This window comes from Rhodococcus (subgen. Prescottella) equi (assembly GCF_003013675.1).
Taxonomy (GTDB): Bacteria; Actinomycetota; Actinomycetes; order Mycobacteriales; family Mycobacteriaceae; genus Prescottella; species Prescottella equi.
The window spans coordinates 3,101,083-3,124,561 of the sequence record NZ_CP027793.1 but is presented as its reverse complement, the minus strand read 5'-3'; the positions used below and the strand labels follow the sequence as shown (position 1 = coordinate 3,124,561).

The following is a 23,479-nucleotide window of genomic DNA, read 5'->3' as shown; positions in this document are numbered from 1 at the left end:
GGTAGGAGCGTCGTCATGACGCTGCAGCGCGCCCAGTTCGAGCCAGTGGCGGAGTCCCGGCCCGGACCGGCCATGCATCGAGGGGTGGACGGTCCGCGGTACACGCCGCGCTTGAGGTTGAAGCCCAAGGCGCCGGGCACCGGGTATGTGGACGGTGCGTGGTGGCCGCACTCGCGAAGTCTCGTCGACGAGCTCCCGGATCTTCTGGCCGTGCTCTCGGTGCGACTCGGGCCGATCGAGCGCGTGGTCTACAGCCTGGCCAACTGGTTTCGGACGCCCGATCGAATTGTGGCACTGGGTCGTTCGGTTCGCCTGGACGGATACCACTACCAGCCGATGAACACGGTGTATGTGGTCGGAGTCAATCGCGACCGGCTGACCCTGCTGGTCTTGGCGCCGGAAACCGATCCGGGGTACTCGCATCGGACCATGATGCGTGCCGCCGCGCCGAACAATGCGACCACCGCAGACGATCTTCTGATGGCCGACGTCCGCCGCGCCACGAGTCGGGCGGACCGTGAGCTCGCGGAAAGTCGGTGGGACGGCGAGGGTGGAGCGTCGGCACGCTGATACGGGCCGCCGTATCGGATGTCGACGCGTCCTGCCCGGCTCAGGACGGGAGTAACGCGGTGGCTATTACGAACATCGACGAGTACGCACACCTCAGCAGGGATGACATCGAGGCGCTGGGAGTGGAACTGACAACCATTCGCAGGGATGTCGAGGATTCGCGGGGTCGGCGCGATGCCCGATACATCCGACGCACCATCGCGTTCCAGCGAGCGCTCGACGCGTCGTCGCGGTTGCTGCTCGCTCTGAGTCGCGGGCGGATCGGGTGGGTCCTCGGCGTGGCTGGCCTGGGCGTCGCGAAGTCGATCGAGAACATGGAAATCGGGCACAACGTGTCGCACGGCCAATGGGACTGGATGAACGATCCGGAAGTCCATTCCACCACTTGGGAATGGGACATGGCCGGCACATCGACGCAGTGGAAGTACGCCCACAATTTCGTCCACCATCGGTATACCAATGTCGTCGGTATGGACGAAGATGTCGGTTTCGGCGTGATGAGGGTGACGAGGGATCAGCGCTGGCGTCCTCGACACCTGCTGCAACCGATCCAGAATCTGGTGTTGGCCGCCACGTTCGAGTGGGGGGTGGCCGTGCATGACGTCGATATCCACCAACGCAGCGGTGTCCGCGCCGTCGCGGTCAAGATTGCTCGGCAATCGGCGAAGGACTACGTGCTGTTCCCCGCGCTCAGCGGGAGGCGGTGGCGACGGACGCTCGCCGCAGACGCTACCGCGAACCTGTTGCGCAACGTGTGGGCGTATCTGGTGATTTTCTGCGGCCACTTCCCGGACGGGGCGGAGAAGTTCACGCTCGAAGAGTTGGAGCGGGAGACATCGTCGGAGTGGTATCTGCGGCAGATGCTCGGGACCGCGAACTTTCGTGCCGGCCCGGTGCTGGCGTTCCTGAGCGGCAACCTCTGTTATCAGATCGAGCATCACCTCTTCCCGGACCTGCCGAGTAACAGGTACGCCGAGATCGCCGCTCGCGTGCGGCCGCTGTGTGAGAAGTACGATCTGCCGTACACGACCGGTCCGCTCGCGCGACAGTACTGGCAGACATTCCGGACGATCCTGAAGTTGGCACTCCCGGACTGCCTGTTGGTCGCAACCGCCGACGACGCACCGGAGACGGCCTCCGAGTCGAAGTTTCGCGCGCAGTCGAGAGCGGGTGTGCGATCCGCTTCGTCGAGTGCAGAATCGCGCCGGAGTGGGCTACGGACGGCACTACGAAATCGCAGCACGTCCTCCTGGTAGAAGGTGGCGGTGGATCCGACCCGGGTGCCCGCAAACCTCCGATCGGTCAGAGGCCGCCGAGGTCGGACAGGGTCTGCAGGGCAGTGTCCGTCACTCGCCAGAGGCCGTCGATCTCCTGTTCGGCGGACGGACGCACCTGCGGGTCCTGGAGCGCGAAACCGTTCGCCAGGGTGACGGTGTTGTAGCCGCTGTCGGCGGCACGCAGCAGCGTCCGCGACGGTTGGTCGTTGCCGGCGAGGCGATCGAGGCCCTCACCCACGAAGTAGAAGCGCCAGAGTGGTCCGAGGTCGGCGCCGTACCGGTCCTTGGTGAGTGTCACGATCGAATCGCCTTCGAGTGCAATCGAATCGACGATCCGATAGAAGTCGGGGACATGTTCGGGCCGAGTGCCGCTGGTGTCGACCGCGTGCGCGAGGTCGACGGTGAGGTGGGCGTTGTAGCCGGCCATCGCGACCCGGGCCGGGCTCTGCGCGCACTGCCGGGTCAGGGCGAAGTAGTGGAACCACGCCGGATCGACCGGGGCGCCGGTGAACTCGGCGTGCAGGTTGCGCAGATAGCGTGTCAGCAGGTCGTAGCTGATGGTCGGCGACCAGGTGCGGTCCGGCAACGCGGCCGGGTCGCGCTGGAGAGGCAGGACCGCCTCGTACTCGACGGCGTCCAGCCCGATCGAGAACAGCCCGCGCCGGTCCCGGTGGTCGACGAGGATCTCGGTGATCCGGTGGTGTCGGTCGATCGCGGACTCGAGTCGCGGTAGACCGGTGCCGGACAAAGTGGACGTATCGCTCAGAGCGACGATGGCGTCGATCTCGTTCGAGCTCAACGGCGTTCCGCACGCGGTGGCCACCGCGGTGTCGGCCGAGGCGTGAGCGGGGTTCAGGAGCGTGAAGGCCGCTCCGACAGCGACGAGGGGCGCGAGCAATCGGCGTGAGCGCATCGCCCGAGCGTAGGGCGTCGACGGCGACCGCGCCGGACGAAGCGATCCGCGAGGGGGTCACGGCGCCGGCCGCGTCGCGTGGGGACGGGCCCGGTCGGTCCGGGAAACCGGTCCGGGAAGCTCAGCGGAGAGGTGTCGTCGACTGGCGCGCGAGCATGACGCGCCGCCCCCACCACACGATGACGGCCACGCCCGCCGCCGTCAGAACTGCTGGTTGCAGCACCTGTGTCACGGCGAGAACCAGAACGAAGACGAGTAGTCCCGCGGCGAGGGCTTCGAGCTTGTAGAGCGGCCAGGCGGTGCCGGCGAGATCGACGGTGGCGCCGGACCGGCCGCGGGAGCGGCGGGGGAGTGCAGCGGTGGTCATTGCGTGCACCTCTCTCGCGTGGTTTCGGGTCGTCCTGCCGGTGTGTTCAGCTTACCGACGGCACGAAGTTCGGCGCAACGAACAATTTGCGACGTGTGACGGAAATCCCGTCGTCCGGCCGATCGGGTGGTCAAGATCAAGTGTGGGGTGTTCACTTGAGGGCATGCCTCTCACCGGTGAATACGAACCCAGCCCCTCGTCCTGGGCCGCGGACCAGGTCGACCTCTACGAACGCTCGGGCGGAACCGAGGGAACGACGATGGAGGGCAAACCCGTCGTCATCCTGACCACCGTCGGTGCCAAGTCCGGCAAGCTGCGCAAGACGCCGCTGATGCGCGTCGAGCACGACGGCGAGTATGCCGTCGTCGCGTCGCTCGGCGGTGCCCCGAAGAACCCGGTCTGGTACTACAACGTCGTGGCCGATCCTCGCGTCGAACTGCAGGACGGCCCCGTCAAGCAGGACATGGTCGCGCGTGAGGTCACCGGCGACGAGAAGGCCGTCTGGTGGGAGCGTGCGGTCGAGGCGTGGCCGGATTACGCCAAGTACCAGCAGAACACCGATCGTCAGATCCCGGTCTTCGTTCTGTCCCCCCAGAAGTAGCGGGCGGTGTCGCCGTCCCCCAGCCGTCGGGCCCGGTTCCGAGTAGCCTGCGAAGCAGGAACAACCACACTCGGAACCGTGGCCGGAGGCTTGGGATGGCGTCGAAAACTGTTGCAGATCAATTGGTTTCCCAACTCGTCGAAGCGGGCGTGCGGCGGATCTACGGCATCGTGGGGGACAGTCTCAACCCGGTCGTCGACGCCGTCCGCAGAACAGGCGGGGCGGCTGAGGGTGGCATCGACTGGATCCACGTCCGGCACGAGGAAGCTGCCGCCTTCGCGGCCGCAGCGGACGCGCAGGTCACCGGAGAACTGGCGGTCTGCGCGGGATCGTGTGGACCGGGCAACCTGCACCTGATCAACGGTCTGTACGACGCGAACCGCTCGGGTGCGCCCGTGCTCGCCATCGCCTCCCACATCCCCAGCACCCAGATCGGGATGGGCTACTTCCAGGAGACCCACCCGGACCGGCTGTTCGTCGAGTGCTCGCGCTACACCGAGATGATCAGCACTCCCGCGCAATCCCCGCGGGTGGTGCAGAGCGCGATACAGCACGCGATCGCACAGTCGGGCGTCGCCGTGATCACGCTGCCGGGCGATATCGCCGAGGAGCCGGCCGAGGGCACCGCGCCCCCGCTCGCCCGCACGGGCACCCCGTCGCTCGTTCCGGCGGACGAGGACGTCCAGGCTCTCGCGGACGCCGTCAACGAGGCTTCCGCCGTCGCGATCTTCGCTGGCGCAGGAGTGCGCGGTGCCCGGGACGAACTTCTCGCCCTCGCCGACACCGTCGGGGCGCCGATCGGTCACACGCTGCGTGGCAAGGAATGGATCCAGTACGACAACCCGTTCGACGTCGGCATGACCGGGCTGCTGGGGTACGGGGCCGCGCACGACGGGATCCATGACGCGGACCTGCTGATTCTCGTGGGCACCGATTTCCCGTACGACCAGTTCCTGCCCGGTGACGTGCGGACCGCGCAGATCGACGTCGCGGCGCAGACGCTGGGCCGGCGCACCGGTGTCGACCTCCCCGTTCACGGGGACACCCGCTCCGTGCTGCGCGCCCTCCAACCGCTCGTGCACCGCAAGTCGAGTCGCACCTTCCTCGAGAAGACCCTCGACCGGCACGAGAAGCTCATGACGAAGGTCGTCGGTGCCTACACCGAACCCGCGAAACAGCGCGTTCCGATCCACCCCGAGTACGCCGCCTCGATCCTCGACGACATCGCCGCCGACGACGCGGTCTTCACCGCCGACACCGGTATGTGCAACGTGTGGACTGCGCGCTACCTGAACCCGAACGGCCGTCGCCGGTTCCTGTCGTCGGCGTTGCACGGGTCGATGGCCAATGCGTTGCCGCATGCGATCGGCGCGCAGTTCGCCGAACCCGGTCGGCAGGTGGTCGCGATGTCCGGTGACGGCGGGCTGTCGATGTTGCTGGGCGAGTTGATCACCGTCGCGATGTACCGACTGCCGATCAAGATCGTCGTGTTCGACAACTCCACCCTCGGCATGGTCAAGCTCGAGATGCTCGTCGATGGTTTGCCCGATTTCGGCGTGGATGTCCCTTCTGTCGACTATGCCGCTGTTGCAACGGCTTTGGGGCTCTACGGACGCCGGATCGAGGATCCTGCCGATCTGGAGTCGGGGCTCCGAGAGGCGTTCGCGCACGACGGACCCGCTCTGATCGACATCGTGACCGATCCGAACGCGCTGTCGCTGCCGCCCTCGATCACCGGCGGTCAGGTCCGAGGGTTCGCACTGGCCATGTCCAAGATGGTGATGAACGGCGGTGTGGCCGAAGCGGTTCAGATGGCCAAGTCGAATCTGCGCAACGTACCGCGACCGTCCCAGTTCTCGCCGCGAGGGTGACTGCGCGGACATCGCGTCCGGCGAACGGTGGGGCGGTTGCGCGCCTGCCCGCCTGTAGTGGGAAAATGCATGGGTGTCTAATTCGCCGGAACTCGCAGATCTGAAGGTAACCTCGCCCGCGCTCACCGCGGACGAGATCGACGCCGCTGCGGAGCGAATTGCACACATTATCGATGCGACACCGCTGCAGTTCAGTGAGCGGTTGTCGGCGCTGACCGGAGCCCGGGTCTACCTCAAGCGGGAGGACCTGCAGGTGGTGCGCTCGTACAAACTCCGCGGTGCCTACAACCTGATCATGCAGCTCAGTGACGCCGAGCGCGCCGCCGGCGTGGTCGCGGCCAGCGCCGGGAACCACGCCCAGGGTGTCGCGTTCGCGTGCCGGGCGATGGAGATCAGTGGCCGGATCTACGTGCCCGCCAACACCCCCAAGCAGAAGCGCGACCGGATCATGGTGCACGGCGGCGGGTTCGTCGAACTGATCCCGACGGGCGAGACCTACGATGCCGCGGCCGCGGCCGCGGCCGCGGATGTCGAGCGGACGGGTGCCACCATGGTGCCGCCGTTCGACGACGCCCGCACCGCCGCCGGTCAGGGCACCATCGCCGCCGAGATCCTCGAGCAGCTGGGAGAGGCGCCGGACAGTGTCGTCGTGCCGGTCGGCGGCGGCGGCTGCATCGCCGGTATCGCCACCTACCTGCACGAGCGTGCGCCCGAAACCACCATCATCGGCGTCGAGCCGGCCGGTGCCGCGTCGATGACCGCCGCGTTGGTGGCGGGTGGGCCGGTCACGCTGCCCGAGGTCGACCCGTTCGTGGACGGTGCCGCGGTCAAGCGGGTCGGCGATCTGCCGTACGCCGTGGTTTCCGGGTTGGGGGCGAGCGTCGTCTCGCACGCGTCGTTGCCCCTGGTCGCCGGTACTCGTGCGGGGCGCGGACCCGAGCGCTTCGCCATGACGCAGGTCGACGAGGGCGCGATCTGCACCGCGATGCTGCAGCTCTACCAGAACGAGGGCATCATCGCCGAGCCTGCCGGGGCGCTCTCGGTGACCGCGCTGGGGCAGCTCGACGTCGCGCCCGGCAGCACCGTAGTGTGTCTCGTCTCGGGTGGCAACAACGACGTGTCCCGCTACGGCGAGATCCTCGAACGATCGCTGGTTCACCTGGGGCTCAAGCACTACTTCCTCGTCGATTTCCCCCAGGAGCCGGGCGCGCTGCGCCGGTTCCTCGACGAGGTCCTGGGCCCGGACGACGACATCACGCTGTTCGAGTACGTCAAGCGCAACAACCGTGAGACCGGTGCCGCGCTCGTGGGTATCGAACTGGGGTCGGCCGACGGTCTGTCGGATCTGCTCGATCGGATGCGCACGTCGCGCATCGTCGTCGAGCAGCTCGAGCCGGGCTCGCCGGCGTACCGCTACCTCACGTAGCGGGCGTCTCGTCCGAACGATCTCTGCCCGCCGGGTCGGTGCCGAGTAGTCGGTTCACGACCTGGCGGTGCAGATCGGGGTCGGATTCCGGGAGTCCGAGCAGGGCCGCCAGATAGATGCCGTCGCCGACGAGGCGGACGATCTCGGCCTGCACCGGGTCGTCGATCTCGGCCAGCAGCCCGTCGTCCCACGACCGCATCACGTCGGCGATCGCCTGCTGCACCTCGTCGTGCCGGCCGTCGGCGCTGCGCATCGCGGCCAGCATCGACCGATACAGCGTCATCTCGTCGGCGGACTCGGCCGGCGGGTATTGCAGATAGATCTCCGAGACGGTCCGCCCGGAGGCGACGGCGTCGGCCAGCTGCTGGTCGGAGCGGTCGCCGAGTCGTCGCACCATCCCGGCCAGGAGTGCTTCCTTGCTGGGGAAGTGGTAGAGCAGACCGCCCTTGGAGACGCCTGCCTCCGCCGCCACCGCCTCGAGGGTGACCTGCGCGAGTCCCTGGGTCAGGAGAAGGCTCTCGAGTGCGTCGAGGATGCGATCGCGTGTGTCGGATGCCATGAAAATCACTGTACCGGCTGGACGGTCGACTGCTATTCTGGAGTTCGCTACTGTACCGGCTGGACGGTTAACTCCCCGGTCGGTTCCTGTTCATCAACCAGTTCGTGTGGGAGTGGAAGCATGTCTGTGGGCACCGTGCGGGATTCGCACGACGTGACGGCGAGCCGGAAGGACTGGCTCGGCCTCGTCGTGCTCGCGTTCGCCGTGCTGCTCATCTCGGTGGACGCGACGGTCCTCGACCTCGCGCTGCCGTTCATCAGTGAGGACCTCGAACCGAGCAGCACGCAGTTGCTGTGGATCATCGACGTCTATTCGTTCGTGCTGGCGGGTCTGCTGGTGACGATGGGCACCCTCGGCGACCGGATCGGGCGCCGCCGCCTGCTGCTGATCGGTGCGGCCGGCTTCGGCCTGGCGTCGTTGATCGCGGCGTGGTCGTCGAGTCCGGAGATGCTGATCGCGGCGCGTGTGCTCCAGGGTGTGTCGGGTGCGACGCTGATGCCCGCGACCCTCGGGCTCATCCGCACGATGTTCGTCGACCCTCGTCAGCGGACCACCGCGATCGGCGTGTGGGGCGCGATGGCCGGTGGCGGCGCGGCGGCCGGACCGCTGGTCGGTGGCTGGTTGCTCGAGCACTTCTGGTGGGGTTCGGTCTTCCTCGTCAACATCCCGGTCATGATCGGTCTCATCGCTCTCGGGCCGTTGGTGATTCCCGAGTCGAAGGATCCGGCCCCGGGCCGCTTCGATCTGGTGAGCGCCGGACTGTCGATGCTGGCCATGGTGCCGATGGTGTACGCGGTCAAGGAGACCGCGGTCCACGGGCCGAGTTGGGTACTCACCGCTGTCGGTGTCGTCGGACTCGCCGCGGGCTGGGCGTTCGTGCGCCGGCAGAAGACGCTGGCCGATCCGATGATCGACCTGACGCTGTTCGCCCGGCCCGCGTTCTCGACGGCCGTCCTGACGAACCTGCTGTCCATCTTCGCGCTCGCCGGCGTGCTGTTCTTCGGGTCGCAGTACCTGCAGTTGGTGCTCGGCTACCGGCCGCTCGAGGCCGGACTGCTGATGCTGCCGGGAACCCTGGTCAGTGCGTTCGCCTCGCTGGCTGCGGCGTGGCTCGTCCGCCGCTGGGCGCCCAACCGGGTGCTGAGCATCGGTCTGGTGATCGCGGCAATCGGTGCCGCCGTCATGATCGCACTGCAGCCGGACAGCGGCCCGCAGGCCTTCGTGATCGGATTCGTGCTCGCCGGCGCCGGTGTCGGTGTGGCGCTGACGTTGACGTCGGATCTGGTGGTGAGCTCGGTGGAGCCGGAACGTGCCGGTGCAGCGTCCGCGGTCTCCGAAACCGCATACGAACTCGGCGTGGCGCTGGGTGTGGCCATCCTCGGCAGTGTCGTACTGGCGATCTTCCGCCGCGGAATGGACGTCTCGGCACTCACCCCCGATCAGGCGCACGTCGCGCAGGGCACGCTCGGTGGCGCCGTCGAGGTCTCGAAGGGGATGCCGGCGCCGCAAGCCGAGGCCTTCGTCGACGGGGCGCAGGCGGCCTTCGTCGACGGCATGCACATCGCGGCCGGCGCAACTGCGATCGTGCTCTTGATCACGGCAATCCTCGTGGCGCGCATGCTCGGCCGTCGCTGATCCGTAACGCCACAGCGGCCCGCTCGATTGATGATCGAGCGGGTCGTTCTCGTGTGCGCATCGAGTCACACGAGTAACGGGAATTATCAAGCGTCACAGCAGAGTAGGGCGCCAGCCCGCAGTCCTGCGCCGGTCCGTGTCCTTCTGATCGAATACCTCTGGTGCGCAGCGAGTTTGGACTGCAGTACAAAGGTATGAATCTGCGGGTGAAATGGTTGAATCTTGCGCTATCACCCTGGCTTTTCACCCTCGGTGCATCCCCTATATGAAAGACACTGCGGTGCTTGTCTTTTCGCGAGGGTGAGTGCTCGGGTGAAGCGGTTCGAGGCGCTCCGGGGATGAAGGACGTGTACTACCGATTGTGTTTGTATGTCCCGCGTCGGGGTGATTGTCCATGTCATCCATCGCTCGCAGCCGAATCCGGCCGGGCGTCCATAAGAAGGGCCTCAAATGGTGAGGTTGAGCGGCGCCCTGCGCAGGGGCGTCATCCGAACTGTGGTCATGGCCATGTTGGCCGCCATGGTCACGATTACGACCGCAACGGTCGGGGCGGGGACGGCGGCAGCAGCGGGAACACCGCTGAGCTGCGACGTTCTCTACTCGGTAGACGACGGTTCGAATGCTGCGAAGCGGATCGACCCGAACACCGGAGCTGCGACGTCATCCTTCCCGGTCTCGGGCAACGAGGCGAACCAGCTCGGCATCGCGCCGGGCGGCGCGTACGCCGTCTACACCTCCGGGAAGACGATCTACAAGTACGACGCCCTTACGGAGAAGACCACGAGCGCCACACACAAGCTGAGCCTTTCGGGGACCCACGGCGCCATCGACCCCACCACCGGAATCTTCTATTTCGGCGGTCGTGACGGCGGTGACACGTTCAAGTTCGGTTCCTACAACCCCGGCACCGGTGTGGTGTCGAACTCGATCATCACCGCCTCGCTGCCGAGTGCACCCGGAGGCAACGGCGACCTGGCCTTCGATGCGACGGGCAACATGTACGTCGTCGCGGGTGGCGACTCCAACGGCCGTGTGTACCGAATCGCGGGGCCGATCACTCCGAGCTCGAACAACCTGACGGGTACTGCTGTCACCGAGCAGACCAGCGCGTTCAAGAAGTCGAACTCGATCGCCTTCGGTCCCAGCGGTTACCTGTACGTCGGCAGCAGCAGCAGTTTGGTGCGCGTCGATCCGAGCACCGGCGGCCAGGTGGCGTCGTTCTCCCAAGCGGGAGACATGACCGACATGGGTTCGTGCACCGATCCGGTCACCATCGAGCTTCACAAGAACCTCCCCGACGGCCGTGTCGCATCCGGTGACCAGTTCGGCCTCGAGATCACCGGCAACGGTCTGAGTACCGGAAACACGGCAACGACGTCTGGCGACAAGAAGGGGCTCCAGGACGCGGTGGCGGGGCCGGTGCTCGGACTCTCGGGCAAGTCCTACACGATCAAGGAGACTGCGAAGAGCGGAGCCGATCTCTCGAACTACCGCACCACGTGGGAGTGCGTCGACGCGAAGACGTCGGCCACGATCTCGAGTGGGGACGGCGCGACGGGCACCGTGGCGGTTCCCAGTGGTTCCGCCGGCAAGAGCATCAGCTGCACTTTCACCAACGGCTCACGCAAGTCCGGTCTCGCGCTGGAGAAGACGGCTGCGCCGAACACCGCAGCCGACTTCACGGTCGGCAACACGATCACCTACAGCTTCAAGATGACCAACACCGGCGATGTGACGTTGAAGGACGTCAAGCCGGTCGAGAAGGACTTCTCCGGTAAGGCGAAGATGTCCGACTTCTCGTGCCCTGAGGGCGCGAAATCGTTGGCCGCCAAGGCTTCCGTGACGTGCACCGCGACGTACGTGCTCCAGCAGGAGGACATCGACCGCGGCACCGTCGACAACACCGCGATCGCGACCGGCACCGATCCGGGTGGCAAGACGGTGAACTCCGCCGAGTCCAAGGTGCCGCTGAAGGGTGGTCCGGCCACGCCCGGCATCTCGATCGTGAAGTCCGCGTCGCCGAAGGATGCAGAGAGCTACAAGCTCGGTCAGACGATCAAGTACAGCTTCAAGATCACCAACACCGGTGACGTGACGCTGCGGAACGTCGGGGTGAACGAGGGCGCGTTCACGGGCGCCGGTCCGTTGTCGGCGGTCGAGTGCCCCGACACGGCGAAGGCGCTCGGGCCGAAGGCATCGGTGACGTGCACCGCGGAGTACACGCTGACGCAGAAGGACATCGACAACGGCAGGATCGAGAACACCGCGACCGCGACGGGCACGCCGCCGGGCACAGACACGCCGATCGTGTCCCCGCCGGGCAAGGAGATCGTCGAGGGCAATCCTGCCCGGTCACTGTCTCTCGTGAAGGACGCATCGCCGTCGACCACCGCGGATTACAAGGTGGGCCAGGAGATCTCGTACACCTTCCTGATCAAGAACACGGGCGACGTGACGCTCACCGACGTGCATCCGAACGAGACGAAGTTCTCGGGTTCGGGCGACATGTCGACGTTCGATTGCCCCGCAGGAGCGGCGTCGCTGCCGCCGGGTGCGTCGGTGACCTGCACGGCGAAGTACACGCTGACGCAGGCCGACATCGATGCCGGCAAGCTGGAGAACACCGCGACCGCGACGGGTACGCCGCCGTCGGGTGAGCCGGTCACCTCGAAGCCGTCGGACAAGACGCTCTCGGGCGAGCCGAAGCCCGCGATCGCCCTGGAGAAGTCGGCGTCGCCGACGGACGCGGACAAGTTCGCGGTGGGCGAGACCGTCACCTACAGCTTCACGATCACCAACACGGGCAACGTGACACTGAAGGACGTGCGTCCGAACGAGACCGCCTTCACGGGTGAGAGCAGCAGGATCTCGGCGTTCGACTGCCCGGATGCCGCGAAGTCGCTGGCACCCAACGAATCCGTGACGTGCACCGCCACGTACACGCTCGACCAGGCGGACGTGGACCGGGGCAAGCTCGACAACGCCGCGACGGCGACGGGCACTCCGCCATCGGGTAATCCTGTCACGTCCGACGAGGACGACGCGAAGCTGACGGGTAACCAGAAGCCGAACCTCGAGATCGTCAAGACAGCGTCGCCCAAGGGTGTCTCGGACTTCAAGGTCGGCCAGAAGGTCACCTACACATTCGACGTCACCAACACGGGCAACCAGACCCTGACGGACGTCAAGGTCGTCGAGGGTGCGTTCTCCGGCAGCGGTGAGCTCTCCGACGTGTCCTGCCCGGAGGAAGCGAAGTCCATGGCGCCGGGTGCCGAGGTGTCGTGCACCGCAACGTACGAGCTGACGCAGAAGGACATCGACGCCGGCAAGCTCGACAACGTCGCGACCGCGGTCGGCACGCCCCCGGGCGCCGACACCCCGATCGAGTCCCCGCAGGACGAGGAGAACCTCGCCGGTGATCCCCAGGCGGGACTGAAGCTCGAGAAGACCGCGGAACCGCGGGAGAACGTCCAGGTGAACGACACCGTCACCTACAAGTTCACGATCACCAACACCGGTGATCAGACCCTGAAGGACGTCGGTGTCAAGGAGAACGAGTTCTCCGGCAAGGGAACGCTGTCCGCGATCAGCTGCCCGGACGATGCGAAGGAGCTGAATCCCGGGAAGTCGGTGACCTGCGAGGCCACCTACACGTTCACGGTCGAGGACATGAACGTGGGCAGGGTCGAGAACACTGCCACGGCGACGGGTACCCCGCCGTCGGGAACGCCGATCGAGTCCGATCCGTCGGACGTCGACGTCACCGGTGCGCAGGCGCCCCAGCTCGAGGTCGTGAAGTCGGCCTCACTGACGAGCCTGGACGGTTTCAAGGCCGGCGCGAAGGTGAAGTACTCGTTCGCGGTCACCAACACGGGCAATGTCACGGTGGCGAACGTCTCGATCAAGGAAGGCGACTTCTCCGGTACCGGCGAGATCACCGATCTCTCGTGCCCGGAGGAGGCGAAGTCGTTGGTTCCGGGTGCGCAGGTGACCTGCACGGCGCTGTACGAGCTGACCCAGGCCGATGTCGATGCCGGCAAGGTGGAGAACACGGCCACCGCGATCGGCACGCCTCCGGGTACCGAGGAGCCGATCGAGTCCCCGCCGTCGGACGGCGGCATCGAGGGCAACCCGAACCCGGACCTGTCGATCGTGAAGACTGCGTCGATCTCCGACTCGTCCGAGTTCACGGTGGGCAAGGAGATCACCTACTCGTTCGTGATCACGAACACCGGTGACGTCACGCTCACCGACGTTCGCCCGAACGAGAAGTCGTTCACCGGATCCGGGCCGATGTCCGATCCGGTCTGCGAGGCGGGCGCGAGCGCGCTGGCGCCCAACAACGCGGTGACCTGCACCGCGAACTACACGCTGACGCAGGCCGACATCGATGCCGGCAAGCTCGACAACGTCGCGACCGCGACCGGCACCCCGCCGGGCAAGGAGCCGATCGAGTCGCCGGAGTCGCAGGTGTCGCTGCCGGGCCATCCGCACCCGGGCATCAGCATCGTCAAGAAGGCGAACCCGCGCGAGAAGGTGAAGCTGGGGCAGGAGGTGACCTACCGGTTCGTGATCACCAATGTCGGAGACGTGACCCTGAAGGACGTCACCGTGAACGAGGGCGACTTCACGGGCACCGGCACGATGTCGGCGATCACCTGCCCCGACGAGGCGAAGTCGCTGGCGCCGAAGGACTCGGTGGCATGCACCGCGACCTACGTCGTGACGCGGGCCGACGTGAAGAACGGACGCATCGACAACGTCGCGACCGCGTCGGGCACGAACCCGAAGGGCGACGAGGTGGTGTCGGAGCCGTCGAACGAGACGGTGACACCGGACAAGTCGAGCTTCCCGGGTCTGATCATCATCCCGATTATCCCGGGGCTCCTGACCGGCTCGCTCGGCTCGACCGGGTCGACCGGACCTGCGGGCGAGCCGGCGGGTACGGACACGCCGGTCATCGACGGCAACCCCACCGGTGAAGGCAACCAGCCGGGACAGGGGGGCACGGAGTCGGGCACGGACGCCGAGACCCAGGCCTCGAATCCCAAGGGCGGGCTGATCGACTCCGGTCTGGGCGCCGACGGTGACGGCGGGCTGAACTCCGGTCTCGTCGCCGGCGGACTGGCACTGCTGATCGCCGCAGGCGGTGTGCTGGTTGTGGCACTGCGCAGGCGCAGGGCCGAGGACGGTGATGTCACGGACCTGTGATGAACCCTGACGATTGACGGGGTGGCCCGAGACGGAATCGTCTCGGGCCACCCTTGCTTCGGCGCGGCCCCGTGGGGCAATCGGGTGGCGCCTTCGCCCCGCTTCGGCTGGCGGCCGCGGACCGGTTGCGGCACAGTGGTGTACGACACAATTCGCTGCATCGACCGCCCTCGGAACGGGGGGTCTCCGGTGGACCGCGGAGGTGTGCGGTGGGTCACCTTTCGGCCGAGAGGTGGATGATTTCGAGGGTGAGATTCCGATCGGCACGCAAGTGTCCGGTCATCGCCGGTACGTGTCGATCGGATCGCGGCGCAACTCCGAATTGATCAGCAGCGCATGCCATTTCGTTATGACTGCGCGCTCGCGCCCGAGACCCCATCCCCGGTGTGGACGAGTTTCTGTGTCACTTTTCGTGTCATCACTTCGTGTATATGAGGTGTTTGTCCTGTTTCCGTAGTCGGTCGCCGGCCCCTCGTCAGGCGTGCGGCAAATCGGAGTGTCGAACGAGAGGTGTCCTTCATGCGTAAACGTGTGTTCCTGCGTCGTGCCGGAGGGGAGGTGGTGTCACGGTGGGCGGCGCTCGGGATGATCTTTGCGGTTCTGACTCTGGTCTTATCCTCGTTCTCCATCGCCCCGATGGCCTCGGCGAACCCGAGCGAAACATCGACCACCTCCGCTCCGACGCGCACCGCCGAGAGCTCGCCCTCGACGACGGGACAGAGCTCCGCTCCGATCGCACCGACGACCACGACCAAGGCGCCGACGACCACCACGTCGCAGGCGCCGGTGACCACGACGACGGCCCCGGCCGAGTCGACGTCGCCGGTGACCACGACGAGCGTGCCGACCACGACGGCGCAGCAGCGTGCCGCAGCCGTCACCCCGCGCGGAGTCAACGACAAGATCACCGTCGAGATCACCGACGTCCAGGTCGAGGGGGCGAACGGCCAGCAGATCAAGGTCGGCGATTCCGTCTCGGTGAAGGGCAAGTGGGACGCGCGGACCGCCGCTCCTCAGCCCGGCGACCAGTTCACCGTCCGGTTCCCTGAGGTCCTCAAACTCGACGCCAACCCCAGGATCGATCTGGTCGGCGACGGCACTGTCTGGGGCACCTGCGAGTTGGTGGCCGCCACCAACCTCATGACCTGCGTGCTCACCGATGCGGTGGCGGACAGGCCCGAAGACGTCTACGGCGACTTCGAGGTCTACACGAAGGCAGTTGCCTACACCACGGCCGAGAACATCGATTTCGTCCTCAACGGCGAGTTCACGCAGTCGTACCCGCTGCCCGGCGGTGGCGGCATCAGCGACGGCAAGGATCTCGGCGCTGCCAAGAAGTCCGGAAAGCTGCAGTCGGACAAGCAGGCCGTGCGGTGGACCATCGACATTCCCGGCAAGGACCTGGCCGCTCTGGACGCAGCCGGTACCGGTTCGGTGACCCTGAACGACGCGCTCTCGGCCAACATGAAGCTCTGCGACACCGGTCGGCTCAACGCGACGCTGCAGTCCGGTCGCCCGGGCGACCTGAAGGCGGTCAGCGGTGGCGTCACCGTCACCCAGGATGCCGCGGGCGAACCCGTCTCGATCGCGCTCACGAACGGCAAGGCATTCGACAGCAACCTGCTGTACCGGATCGAGTACACCTCGTGCACGGCCAGTGGACAGGTGGACCCGGTCGGAACCGTCTACGACAACGCCGTGACGATCGGCAACAAGGACGTGCCGTCGACCGGCGTCGGCCAGGACTGGACGCCGCAGACCGCGCCGTCGAAGTCCGGCAGCCTGGACAAGGGCAAGCGCTACAAGGAGGCGGCCTGGACCATCATGGTCCCCGGGACGTTCATCGCCGGCAGCGCCGACCATACGGTGTCCATCGCCGACACCCTCACGGGCAACCACGCCGTCTGCGCGACGGGGCTCGTCGTGAAGATCGCCAAGGCGAACTACCTGCCCGATGCAAGCGGCAACAGCCCCGGGCGGACGGATGTCACCGCCCAGTTCACGATCGATGTCGATGCCGCCCCCGGCGCCAAGGACATCAGCGTCACGATCACGCCGAAGGACGTCGCCGCGTTCGACCCCGAGCAGTACTACTACGTGAGCTACCGGACCTGCCTCACCGAGGACAGGGTCCCGGACAACACCGAGGTCTTCGCCAACTCGGCGAGCCTCAACGGCCGCCCCCCGGTCACCGCTTCGGTGAGGGGCCCCGAGTTCAAGAGCGGCAAGAGCGGCCAGCTCAACACCACCGAGCGTGACGTCGCCGGTGAGAAGCAGCCGGCCGGCACCACCCTCGACTGGAAGGTGGAGATTCCCGGACGTCACCTCGAAGGCCTGACGGAACCGGCGGTCATCAGTGACACCTTCTCGGGCACCCTGACCGTCTGCGACGTCGGCAACGACATCAAGGCAAACCTCAATCTCCGGGTGATCGCGCGGGACTTCCTCGGCGACAAGGCTGTTGCCGAGCGGGACCTCACCGCCACCACCGGCGTCGTGCGCACGGCCGGCGGGGTCGACTTCACCCTGCCGTTGGAGGAGTACGACCGTGAGACCCGGTACTACATCGACTACACCCTCTGCACCGCCAGCGGTGGTCTCGACGGGCGTGGCACGGTGTACGGAAACTCGCTCACCTACCAGGGCCGCGATGCCATCACGAGCAGCGTCCGACAGGAGTGGGGTGGCGGCGGCACCGGCACCGGCGTGTCGCGCGGCTCGTTCTCGCTGTTGAAGGAGGTCGCGTCCTTCTCCAAGCCGTTCCCGCAGAGCACCGAGTTCACCGTCAAGGTCGAGGAGTTCGCCCCCGGTAAGAACCCGGCGACCGACAAGCCGGACAGCTCGTACAACGTCAAGGTGAAGGCGGACGGCACACCCGTCAGCGGAGTCAACCCCCGCGGTACCGGTTGGCAGATCCGCCTGTCCGAGATCGATCTGCCCACCGTCGACGGCGTCTACTTCGAGCAGGGCAAGTTCCGTCCGGCAGAGGGCGTGACCCTGAACGCGGATCAGACCCAGGCGGTCGTGACCATTGCACCGAAGACCAACATCGGTGTCACCCTGGTCAACAACGCCGTCCTGGGCAAGGCGACGATCACCAAGGCCGTCGTGGGTGACGGGCTCGGCGGTCTCACCGGCAACGAGTCCTTCGTCATCGACGCACACATCGCCGACGACGACGACACCACCGGCGACGAGGTGCGCCAGTTCACCCTGCGGAATGGCCAGCACTTCGAGCTGGCAGATCTACCTATCGGAGCGAAGGTCACCTTCTCGGAGGTACTGCCGCTGAACACCGATCGGGTGACGTGGTCGGCACCGGTGATCGAGCCGAAGACGCTCACCATCGGCACCGATGCCACGGCGAACAGGGTCTCCGTCACGAACGAGGCCAAGGTCACCATGGGCACCTTCGCGGTCAGCAAGAAGCTCACGGGTCCCGAGGCATTCGACAAGTCCGTGCCGAAGACGTTCGACGTGATCGCCAGTTGGAACGCGGACGGAGCGCCGCAGTCCAAGACGCTCACGCTCCCGGCCGACGGCACCGCGGTTCCGTTCGGTGTGAATCTGCCGGGCGGTACCGAAGTCACGCTGACCGAGACGGTTCCGGCGAACGGCAACGGCCTCGCGTGGGGCGTGCCCTCGTACTCCGGGAACGTGACGATCGGTGACGACGGCTCGGCCGCGGTCACCATCGGCAAGGACGCGGGCAAGGTCGAGGTGACGAACTACGTCGACAAGAACGACGGCACCCTGCGCATCGCCAAGCAGGTCGGCGGCGAGGCCGCCGAGGCGGTCGGTGACGACGCCGAGTTCACGGTGCAGGCACGTTGGAAGGACGGCACCGAGTACGTCACCAAGGACCTGACCGTGAAGCAGGGCGCGGCCACGTCGCTCGGTGTCGACCTCCCCGTCGGTACCGAGGTGACTTTCACCGAGACCGGGCGTCCCGAGATCGCCGGAGTCGAATGGGGCACGATCTCGTGGGGCACGGACCCGAACGGCGAATCGTGGCTCGTCACGAATCCCGGTGGCACCGCGACCGGCATCGTCTCCGACGACCCGACGGACGGCCGTCTGATCACGCTGTCGAACGAGGCGCTGTGGAAGAACGGCTCCGTCGAGTTCACCAAGTTCGTCTTCGACGGTGAGGATCCCGTCCCCGCCACCGAGGCCGACCTGCCCGACGGTGCGGCGTTCGAGGTCCGGATCGAGGGCATCGATCCGGCACTTCCGGGAGGAACCGACTTCCCGGCCGTGGGTGAGACCATCACCCTCGACGCCGCAAACGGCTGGAGCTGGAAGTCCGGCGACGTTCTGCCGCGGAACACGGTGATCACCTTCTCCGAGGTCGATCCCGCCGCCCTGCCCGGAATGGATTGGGCGCGGCCGTTCTACTACGTGGCCGCGGATGCCGGTGAGCCCGGTGACCGCAACACGGTCCAGATCGTTGCGGGCGACGAATCCGTGGTGGAGATCCGCAACCGACCGATCCCCACGGCGGACGTGGACATCGACAAGATCGTGAGCGGTCCGAAGGGCAATCAGGTCGCCAAGGACGGTTCGACGATCTTCCAGGTCACGGCCTCGTGGACGGATGTCGACGACGAGAACCGTTCCTGTGTCCTCGACGTGAAGCCGGGCGCTCCGGCCACCCCGACGGCCGACTGTGACGCTCCGGTCGTCGACGGCCGGGTCCAGTTCCCGCTGGGCACCGAGATCATCTTCGCCGAGACCGGCGCCTACACCGACGTGACCAACGTCAAGTGGGGCGAGGTCGTCTGGGGTGTGGAGGAAGGTAGTGCGGACGTCGCGGCGATCGACGGCAAGCCGACCGGAGTCTCGGTCACCCTTACCGGTGACGCGAACGAGCCGGTGGTGCTGGGACTCGAGAACAAGACCAGCAGCAACGGTCTGATCATCATCCCGCTCCCGATTCCGTTGCCGCCGTGGAACGGATCGCTGACCCCGCCGGGGTCGGGCTCCGAGTGGCCGACGCCGCCGGTCTCGGGTGAGCCGGGCGGGCCGGCGCAACCGGGCGGACCTGCCTCGCCGGAGAATGCGGGCGAGACCGGCCACAACGGTGCTCCGGGCAAGCCTGCGCCGAGCAAGCCGGCGCCGGACCAGTCGTCGTCGCTGCCCGTGACGGGTGCGAACGTCGTCTGGCTCGCCGGTGCAGCGCTCGCGCTGATCGCCGGTGGTGGATGGCTGACTCTGCGTAGCCGAAGGAGGGTGTCCGGCGAGGGATAGTTCCCTCAGGCACCCGGCTGGTGGGGCGGGTGCGACCTCGTCTGTCGCATCCGCCCCGCGCCGCAGTTCGCTCGAATCGAACACCGCTCCACAGCGGACAAGGAATATCGCGGCCGATGATTCGGTCGCCCTCGAAAAGGAGATACTTCCGTGCTCGTCCTCCCGCTCTCCCTCACCTTCGACGTCCAGACCACCGGCTCTGCCGTGATCGACGGTCTCGGTCGGCTGTCCGTGCTTCTCTACGACCTGCTCGGTGGCGCCGGCAGCGCTGCGATCAACGTGGGTAGCTAGCCGGTTCGACACCTGTGGAAGGGGCTCCGGCCCATGCGCGACACCGAAGTTCCGGGTCCGGAACGGGCCCGGCCGAACAGCGGCCGGGTCATCGGCGAACTGCTCCTCACTGCGGGGGCCGTCCTCCTGCTGTACGTCTTCTACGAGGCGTTCTGGACCAATATCGTCTCGGCGCGGCTGCAAGACGAGGTCGACAGCGGGCTGACGGAGTCCTGGAGCAACGGGGCGACCGGCGACGAGTCGGTCGCCGCGGCACCTCCCGCGCTGGGCGAAGGGTTTGCGCGCGTGCACATTCCCGCCCTCGATGCCGCTTACGCCGTCGTCGAGGGCACGCGCAACGAGGACCTGCGGGCCGGCCCCGGCCACTACGTCGACACCCAAATGCCCGGCGAGCCGGGAAATTTCGCGCTCGCCGGGCATCGCATCGGTACCGGTGCGGTGTTCCAGCACCTGGATCGGCTCGACACCTGTGATGCCGTGGTCGTGGAGACCGAGTTCCGATGGATCACGTATCGGGTTCTCCCACTCGGAAACGATCAGCTCGGGCGCCGCGCCGAGGCGGCTGCCTGTCTGAGCCCGGAGCAGGTCGATCGCGTCGCCGACGGCGACTATGCCCACGTCGTGGGGCGGCACATCACCACCCCCGACGACATCGAGGTCGTCAACCCGCTGCCCGGGGCCCCGTGGGTCGAACCGCACTCCGGGCTCGAAAGCACCCTGACGCTCACCACGTGCCATCCGTTGTTCTCGAACACCGAACGCATGATCGTGCACGCGGTTCGCGTCGAATCCGTGTCGAAGTCCGCGGGAACCCTCCCCGCGGCATTGCAGGAGTAGACAGATGTACGGCTACCTTTGGCGCGCCCTCCCCGGACCCCGTCCGGTGAAGGCCGCGCTCGTGATCCTCATCGCGGTCGCGCTCGTGCTGCTCCTCATGGAAGTCGTCTTCCCCTGGGTGTCGGCGCAGATGCCCTACTCTGACGTCACCGTCTAGGGAGGATGGCGTTCATGGGTAGGCACGAGGCCGCGCGACGAGCAGGTCGGGGTGGGACGATCCTGATGGTCGTCGTCGCGCTCGTCCTGCTCGCGGGTGGCGGATTCCTCGTCTTCCGTGGGTTGCAGCCAGAGCCTGCGGCGGCCGCGCCGGTACCGCGATCGACGTTCGAACTGCCCCCCGACGGCGTCGCGGATCCGGTCGACGGCGCGTTGCCGGGGATCGGTGCCGGTGGGCAGGCGCGCAAACCCGGACCGGCGGCGGAGAATCCGTCGGACCGACCACAGGTGCCCGCCGGACCGCTGCCCGACAACAGTGTGGTGATCCCGGCGATCGGGGTGCAGACCACGCTCGATCCGCTCGGGTTGGCGCCGGATCAGAGCCTGTTGCTGCCGCGGGATGTGAGCCAGGTGACGTACTGGACCGGTTCGGCGCCGATCGATGCCCCGGACGGAGGGATCCTGGTGGCCGGTCACGTCGACAACGCGAATCAGGGTGAGGGTGCCCTGTATTGGATGCACACGCTGTATCCCGGCGACGCGGTGTACGTGACGAAGGACGGCGTCGTGACGCGCTGGAAGATCACGAAAATGGAGCGGTTCGTCAAGCAGGCGCTGCCGGACTGGGCGTTCCAGGGTCCGGGCGGCCCGCGCGAACTGCACGTCGTCACGTGTGGCGGGGAGATCGTGAAGGACGCCCAGGGACGTGGCACCTACCTCGAGAACGTGGTGGTCACCGCCGTCCCGTTCTGATCCGGGCGACCGGATCGGCGTCCAGGACGGCGAACGAATGTCCCGGTAACACCACCGCGGAGGCTGTCGCGTCCACGGTGGGCTCGTCCCACCACAGCAGTGGGATCCCGCCGATCGGCACCGTCACCGGGTCGGGACCCAGGTTGCACACCACGCGCAGCGACCCGCGAGTCATCGCAATCCACTGCGTATCCTCGTCGTACTCGATGCCGAGGTGCTCGAGCCACGGGTCGCTGATCTCGGATCGTCTGCGCCGCAGCGCAATCAGTGCCCGATAGCACTCCAACAGGCGGTCGTGCGGCCGACGCGTCGGCTCGTTCCAGTCGAGTTTGGAGCGCTCGAACGTCGCGGGCTCCTGCGGATCCGGCACGGCGTCCGCGGTCCACCCGTGCTCGGCGAATTCACGGCGACGTCCCTCCGCCGTCGCCGCACCGAGGTCGGCCTCCGGGTGCGACGTGAAGTACTGGAACGGTGTTCGGGCGCCCCACTCCTCGCCCATGAACAGCATCGGCGTGTAGGGGGAGCACAGGACCAGCGCCGCTTTGATCGCGAGTTGCCCGTCGGACAGGTACGTGCCCGGGCGGTCGCCCGTGGCGCGGTTGCCGATCTGGTCGTGCGTGCACGTGTAGGCCAGGAGCGCGTCGGCGGGGATCCTCCGGATGTCGATGGGGCGCCCATGGATTCGCCCGCGGAACGTCGAGTACGTGCCGTTGTGGAAGTAGCCCTGGGTGAGGGTGCGGGCGAGGGCCTGCAGCGAGCCGAAATCGCCGTAGTAGCCCTGACGTTCGCCCGACACCGCGGCGTGGATCGCGTGATGGATGTCGTCGTCCCACTGCGCGTCGAGACCCAGTCCGCCGGCGGCCCGTGCCGTGATGATCCGCGGGTCGTTGAGGTCGCTCTCGGCGATGAGCGTGAGGGGGCGTCGCAGATGAGCCGACAGCCGGTGGACCTCGATCGACAGCTCCTCGAGCAGGTGTGTCGCCGAGTTGTCGACCAGGGCATGCACGGCGTCGAGCCGCAGGGCGTCGACGTGGAAGTCGCGGAACCAGCGCAGCGCGTTGTCGACGACGTAGCGGCGGACCTCGGTGGACTCGGGACCCGACAGGTTGACGTCGCGCCCCCACGAGTTGGCGCCGTCGGCGAGGTACGGGCCGAATCTGTCGAGGTAGTTGCCCGACGGTCCGAGGTGGTTGTAGACGACGTCCAGAGCCACCGCGAGCCCGCGCCGGTGACACTCGTCGACGAACCGTTGCAACCCGTCCGGGCCGCCATACTGTTCGTGGACGGCGTACCAGAGCACGCCGTCGTAGCCCCAGTTGTGGGTGCCGCCCCAGGCCGCAACCGGCATCAGCTCGACGAAGCCGACGCCGAGGTCGACGAGGTGATCGAGGCGGCCGATCGCGGCGTCGAACGTGCCCTCCGGCGTGAACGTGCCGATGTGCAGTTCGTAGACGACGCTGCCGGCCAACTGCCGGCCCGTCCACGCCGCGTCCGTCCACCGGTTCGGGTCGAGTTCGTGCAGCTGGGACGGCAGATGTACGCCCTCCGGCTGACGCGGGGAGCGTGGATCGGGGAGCACGACGGGGGAGTCGTCGAGCACGTACCCGTACCGCGCCCCCGGCGCGGCGGCGACGTCGGCGTGCCACCAGCCGTCGGCGGAGCGCGTCATCTCGTGCTCGGATCCGTCCACGTGGACGCGCACCGAGCGGGGGATCGGGGCCCAGACCTCGAAGGTGTGCACGTGATCAGCATGCCCCGATCG

General features: G+C 67.1%; 17 protein-coding genes. 12 read left to right on the top strand and 5 right to left on the bottom strand.

Going from position 1 to position 23,479, the window contains the following annotated elements:
- Positions 1 to 72: 72 nt before the first annotated feature.
- Together C7H75_RS14570 and C7H75_RS14565 are read left to right on the top strand one after the other, a co-directional pair.
- Positions 73 to 570: a DUF5994 family protein gene (locus C7H75_RS14570; protein ID WP_064058715.1), complete on the top strand. Its 498-nt coding sequence runs from the start codon at positions 73 to 75 to the stop codon at positions 568 to 570.
- A gap of 59 nt (positions 571 to 629) precedes the next feature.
- On the top strand, positions 630 to 1,826 hold the full coding sequence (locus C7H75_RS14565; RefSeq protein ID WP_081181731.1) for a fatty acid desaturase family protein: 1,197 nt from the start codon (positions 630 to 632) through the stop codon (positions 1,824 to 1,826).
- 46 nt (positions 1,827 to 1,872) lie between these two features.
- Here C7H75_RS14565 and C7H75_RS14560 read toward each other — a convergent pair whose 3' ends face one another.
- On the bottom strand, positions 1,873 to 2,760 hold the full coding sequence (locus C7H75_RS14560) for a DUF5995 family protein (protein WP_106851508.1): 888 nt from the start codon (positions 2,758 to 2,760) through the stop codon (positions 1,873 to 1,875).
- A 121-nt stretch (positions 2,761 to 2,881) separates the two neighbouring features.
- The gene (locus C7H75_RS14555; RefSeq protein ID WP_022596502.1) at positions 2,882 to 3,127 is read right to left on the bottom strand and encodes a hypothetical protein; all 246 of its coding nucleotides are present in this window, start codon (positions 3,125 to 3,127) and stop codon (positions 2,882 to 2,884) included.
- 163 nt (positions 3,128 to 3,290) lie between these two features.
- On the opposite strand from C7H75_RS14555, the gene C7H75_RS14550 reads away from it, so the two are divergent.
- The 3 genes from C7H75_RS14550 (at position 3,291) to ilvA (ending at position 7,025) form a co-directional block, all read left to right on the top strand.
- Complete coding sequence (locus C7H75_RS14550; protein ID WP_005512572.1) at positions 3,291 to 3,728, top strand: nitroreductase family deazaflavin-dependent oxidoreductase; 438 nt, start codon at positions 3,291 to 3,293, stop codon at positions 3,726 to 3,728.
- Positions 3,729 to 3,823: 95 nt separating this feature from the next.
- Complete coding sequence (locus C7H75_RS14545; RefSeq protein WP_106851507.1) at positions 3,824 to 5,599, top strand: pyruvate dehydrogenase; 1,776 nt, start codon at positions 3,824 to 3,826, stop codon at positions 5,597 to 5,599.
- A gap of 73 nt (positions 5,600 to 5,672) precedes the next feature.
- A complete protein-coding gene (gene ilvA, locus C7H75_RS14540) occupies positions 5,673 to 7,025 on the top strand; it encodes a threonine ammonia-lyase IlvA (RefSeq protein WP_084955187.1) in 1,353 nt (450 codons plus the stop codon).
- On the opposite strand, the gene C7H75_RS14535 is transcribed toward ilvA, so the two are convergent.
- A complete protein-coding gene (locus tag C7H75_RS14535; RefSeq protein ID WP_005512576.1) occupies positions 7,018 to 7,584 on the bottom strand; it encodes a TetR/AcrR family transcriptional regulator in 567 nt (188 codons plus the stop codon). The two genes, ilvA and C7H75_RS14535, sit on opposite strands and share 8 nt — an antisense overlap.
- Before the next feature lie 120 nt (positions 7,585 to 7,704).
- Here C7H75_RS14535 and C7H75_RS14530 point away from each other — a divergent pair, with 120 nt between their 5' ends.
- Both C7H75_RS14530 and C7H75_RS14525 read left to right on the top strand, forming a co-directional pair.
- Positions 7,705 to 9,219, top strand: a complete 1,515-nt coding sequence (locus C7H75_RS14530; protein WP_064059199.1) for an MFS transporter — start codon at positions 7,705 to 7,707, stop codon at positions 9,217 to 9,219.
- Positions 9,220 to 9,669: 450 nt separating this feature from the next.
- Complete coding sequence (locus tag C7H75_RS14525; protein ID WP_106851506.1) at positions 9,670 to 14,430, top strand: CLIPPER-2 domain-containing protein; 4,761 nt, start codon at positions 9,670 to 9,672, stop codon at positions 14,428 to 14,430.
- Between the two features lie 347 nt (positions 14,431 to 14,777).
- Here C7H75_RS14525 and C7H75_RS26220 read toward each other — a convergent pair whose 3' ends face one another.
- A complete protein-coding gene (locus tag C7H75_RS26220; RefSeq protein ID WP_233281769.1) occupies positions 14,778 to 15,281 on the bottom strand; it encodes a hypothetical protein in 504 nt (167 codons plus the stop codon).
- Between C7H75_RS26220 and C7H75_RS14520 the strand changes: the two genes are divergently transcribed.
- The 5 genes from C7H75_RS14520 (at position 15,256) to C7H75_RS14510 (ending at position 21,717) form a co-directional block, all read left to right on the top strand.
- The gene (locus C7H75_RS14520) at positions 15,256 to 19,680 is read left to right on the top strand and encodes a DUF5979 domain-containing protein (protein WP_233281768.1); all 4,425 of its coding nucleotides are present in this window, start codon (positions 15,256 to 15,258) and stop codon (positions 19,678 to 19,680) included. The genes C7H75_RS26220 and C7H75_RS14520 overlap by 26 nt on opposite strands.
- A 150-nt stretch (positions 19,681 to 19,830) precedes the next feature.
- Complete coding sequence (locus C7H75_RS25995; RefSeq protein ID WP_005512581.1) at positions 19,831 to 19,971, top strand: hypothetical protein; 141 nt, start codon at positions 19,831 to 19,833, stop codon at positions 19,969 to 19,971.
- Between the two features lie 33 nt (positions 19,972 to 20,004).
- Complete coding sequence (locus C7H75_RS14515) at positions 20,005 to 20,808, top strand: class E sortase (RefSeq protein ID WP_106851505.1); 804 nt, start codon at positions 20,005 to 20,007, stop codon at positions 20,806 to 20,808.
- A 4-nt stretch (positions 20,809 to 20,812) separates the two neighbouring features.
- Positions 20,813 to 20,965 (top strand): hypothetical protein, encoded by a 153-nt coding sequence (locus C7H75_RS25990; protein ID WP_175280036.1) that lies wholly within the window; start codon positions 20,813 to 20,815, stop codon positions 20,963 to 20,965.
- Positions 20,966 to 20,979: 14 nt separating this feature from the next.
- Entirely contained in the window at positions 20,980 to 21,717 is a 738-nt protein-coding gene (locus C7H75_RS14510; RefSeq protein WP_233281767.1) for a class F sortase, read from the top strand.
- On the opposite strand, the gene treZ is transcribed toward C7H75_RS14510, so the two are convergent.
- Positions 21,698 to 23,458 (bottom strand): malto-oligosyltrehalose trehalohydrolase, encoded by a 1,761-nt coding sequence (gene treZ / locus C7H75_RS14505; RefSeq protein ID WP_064079394.1) that lies wholly within the window; start codon positions 23,456 to 23,458, stop codon positions 21,698 to 21,700. The two genes, C7H75_RS14510 and treZ, sit on opposite strands and share 20 nt — an antisense overlap.
- Positions 23,459 to 23,479: the final 21 nt, after the last annotated feature.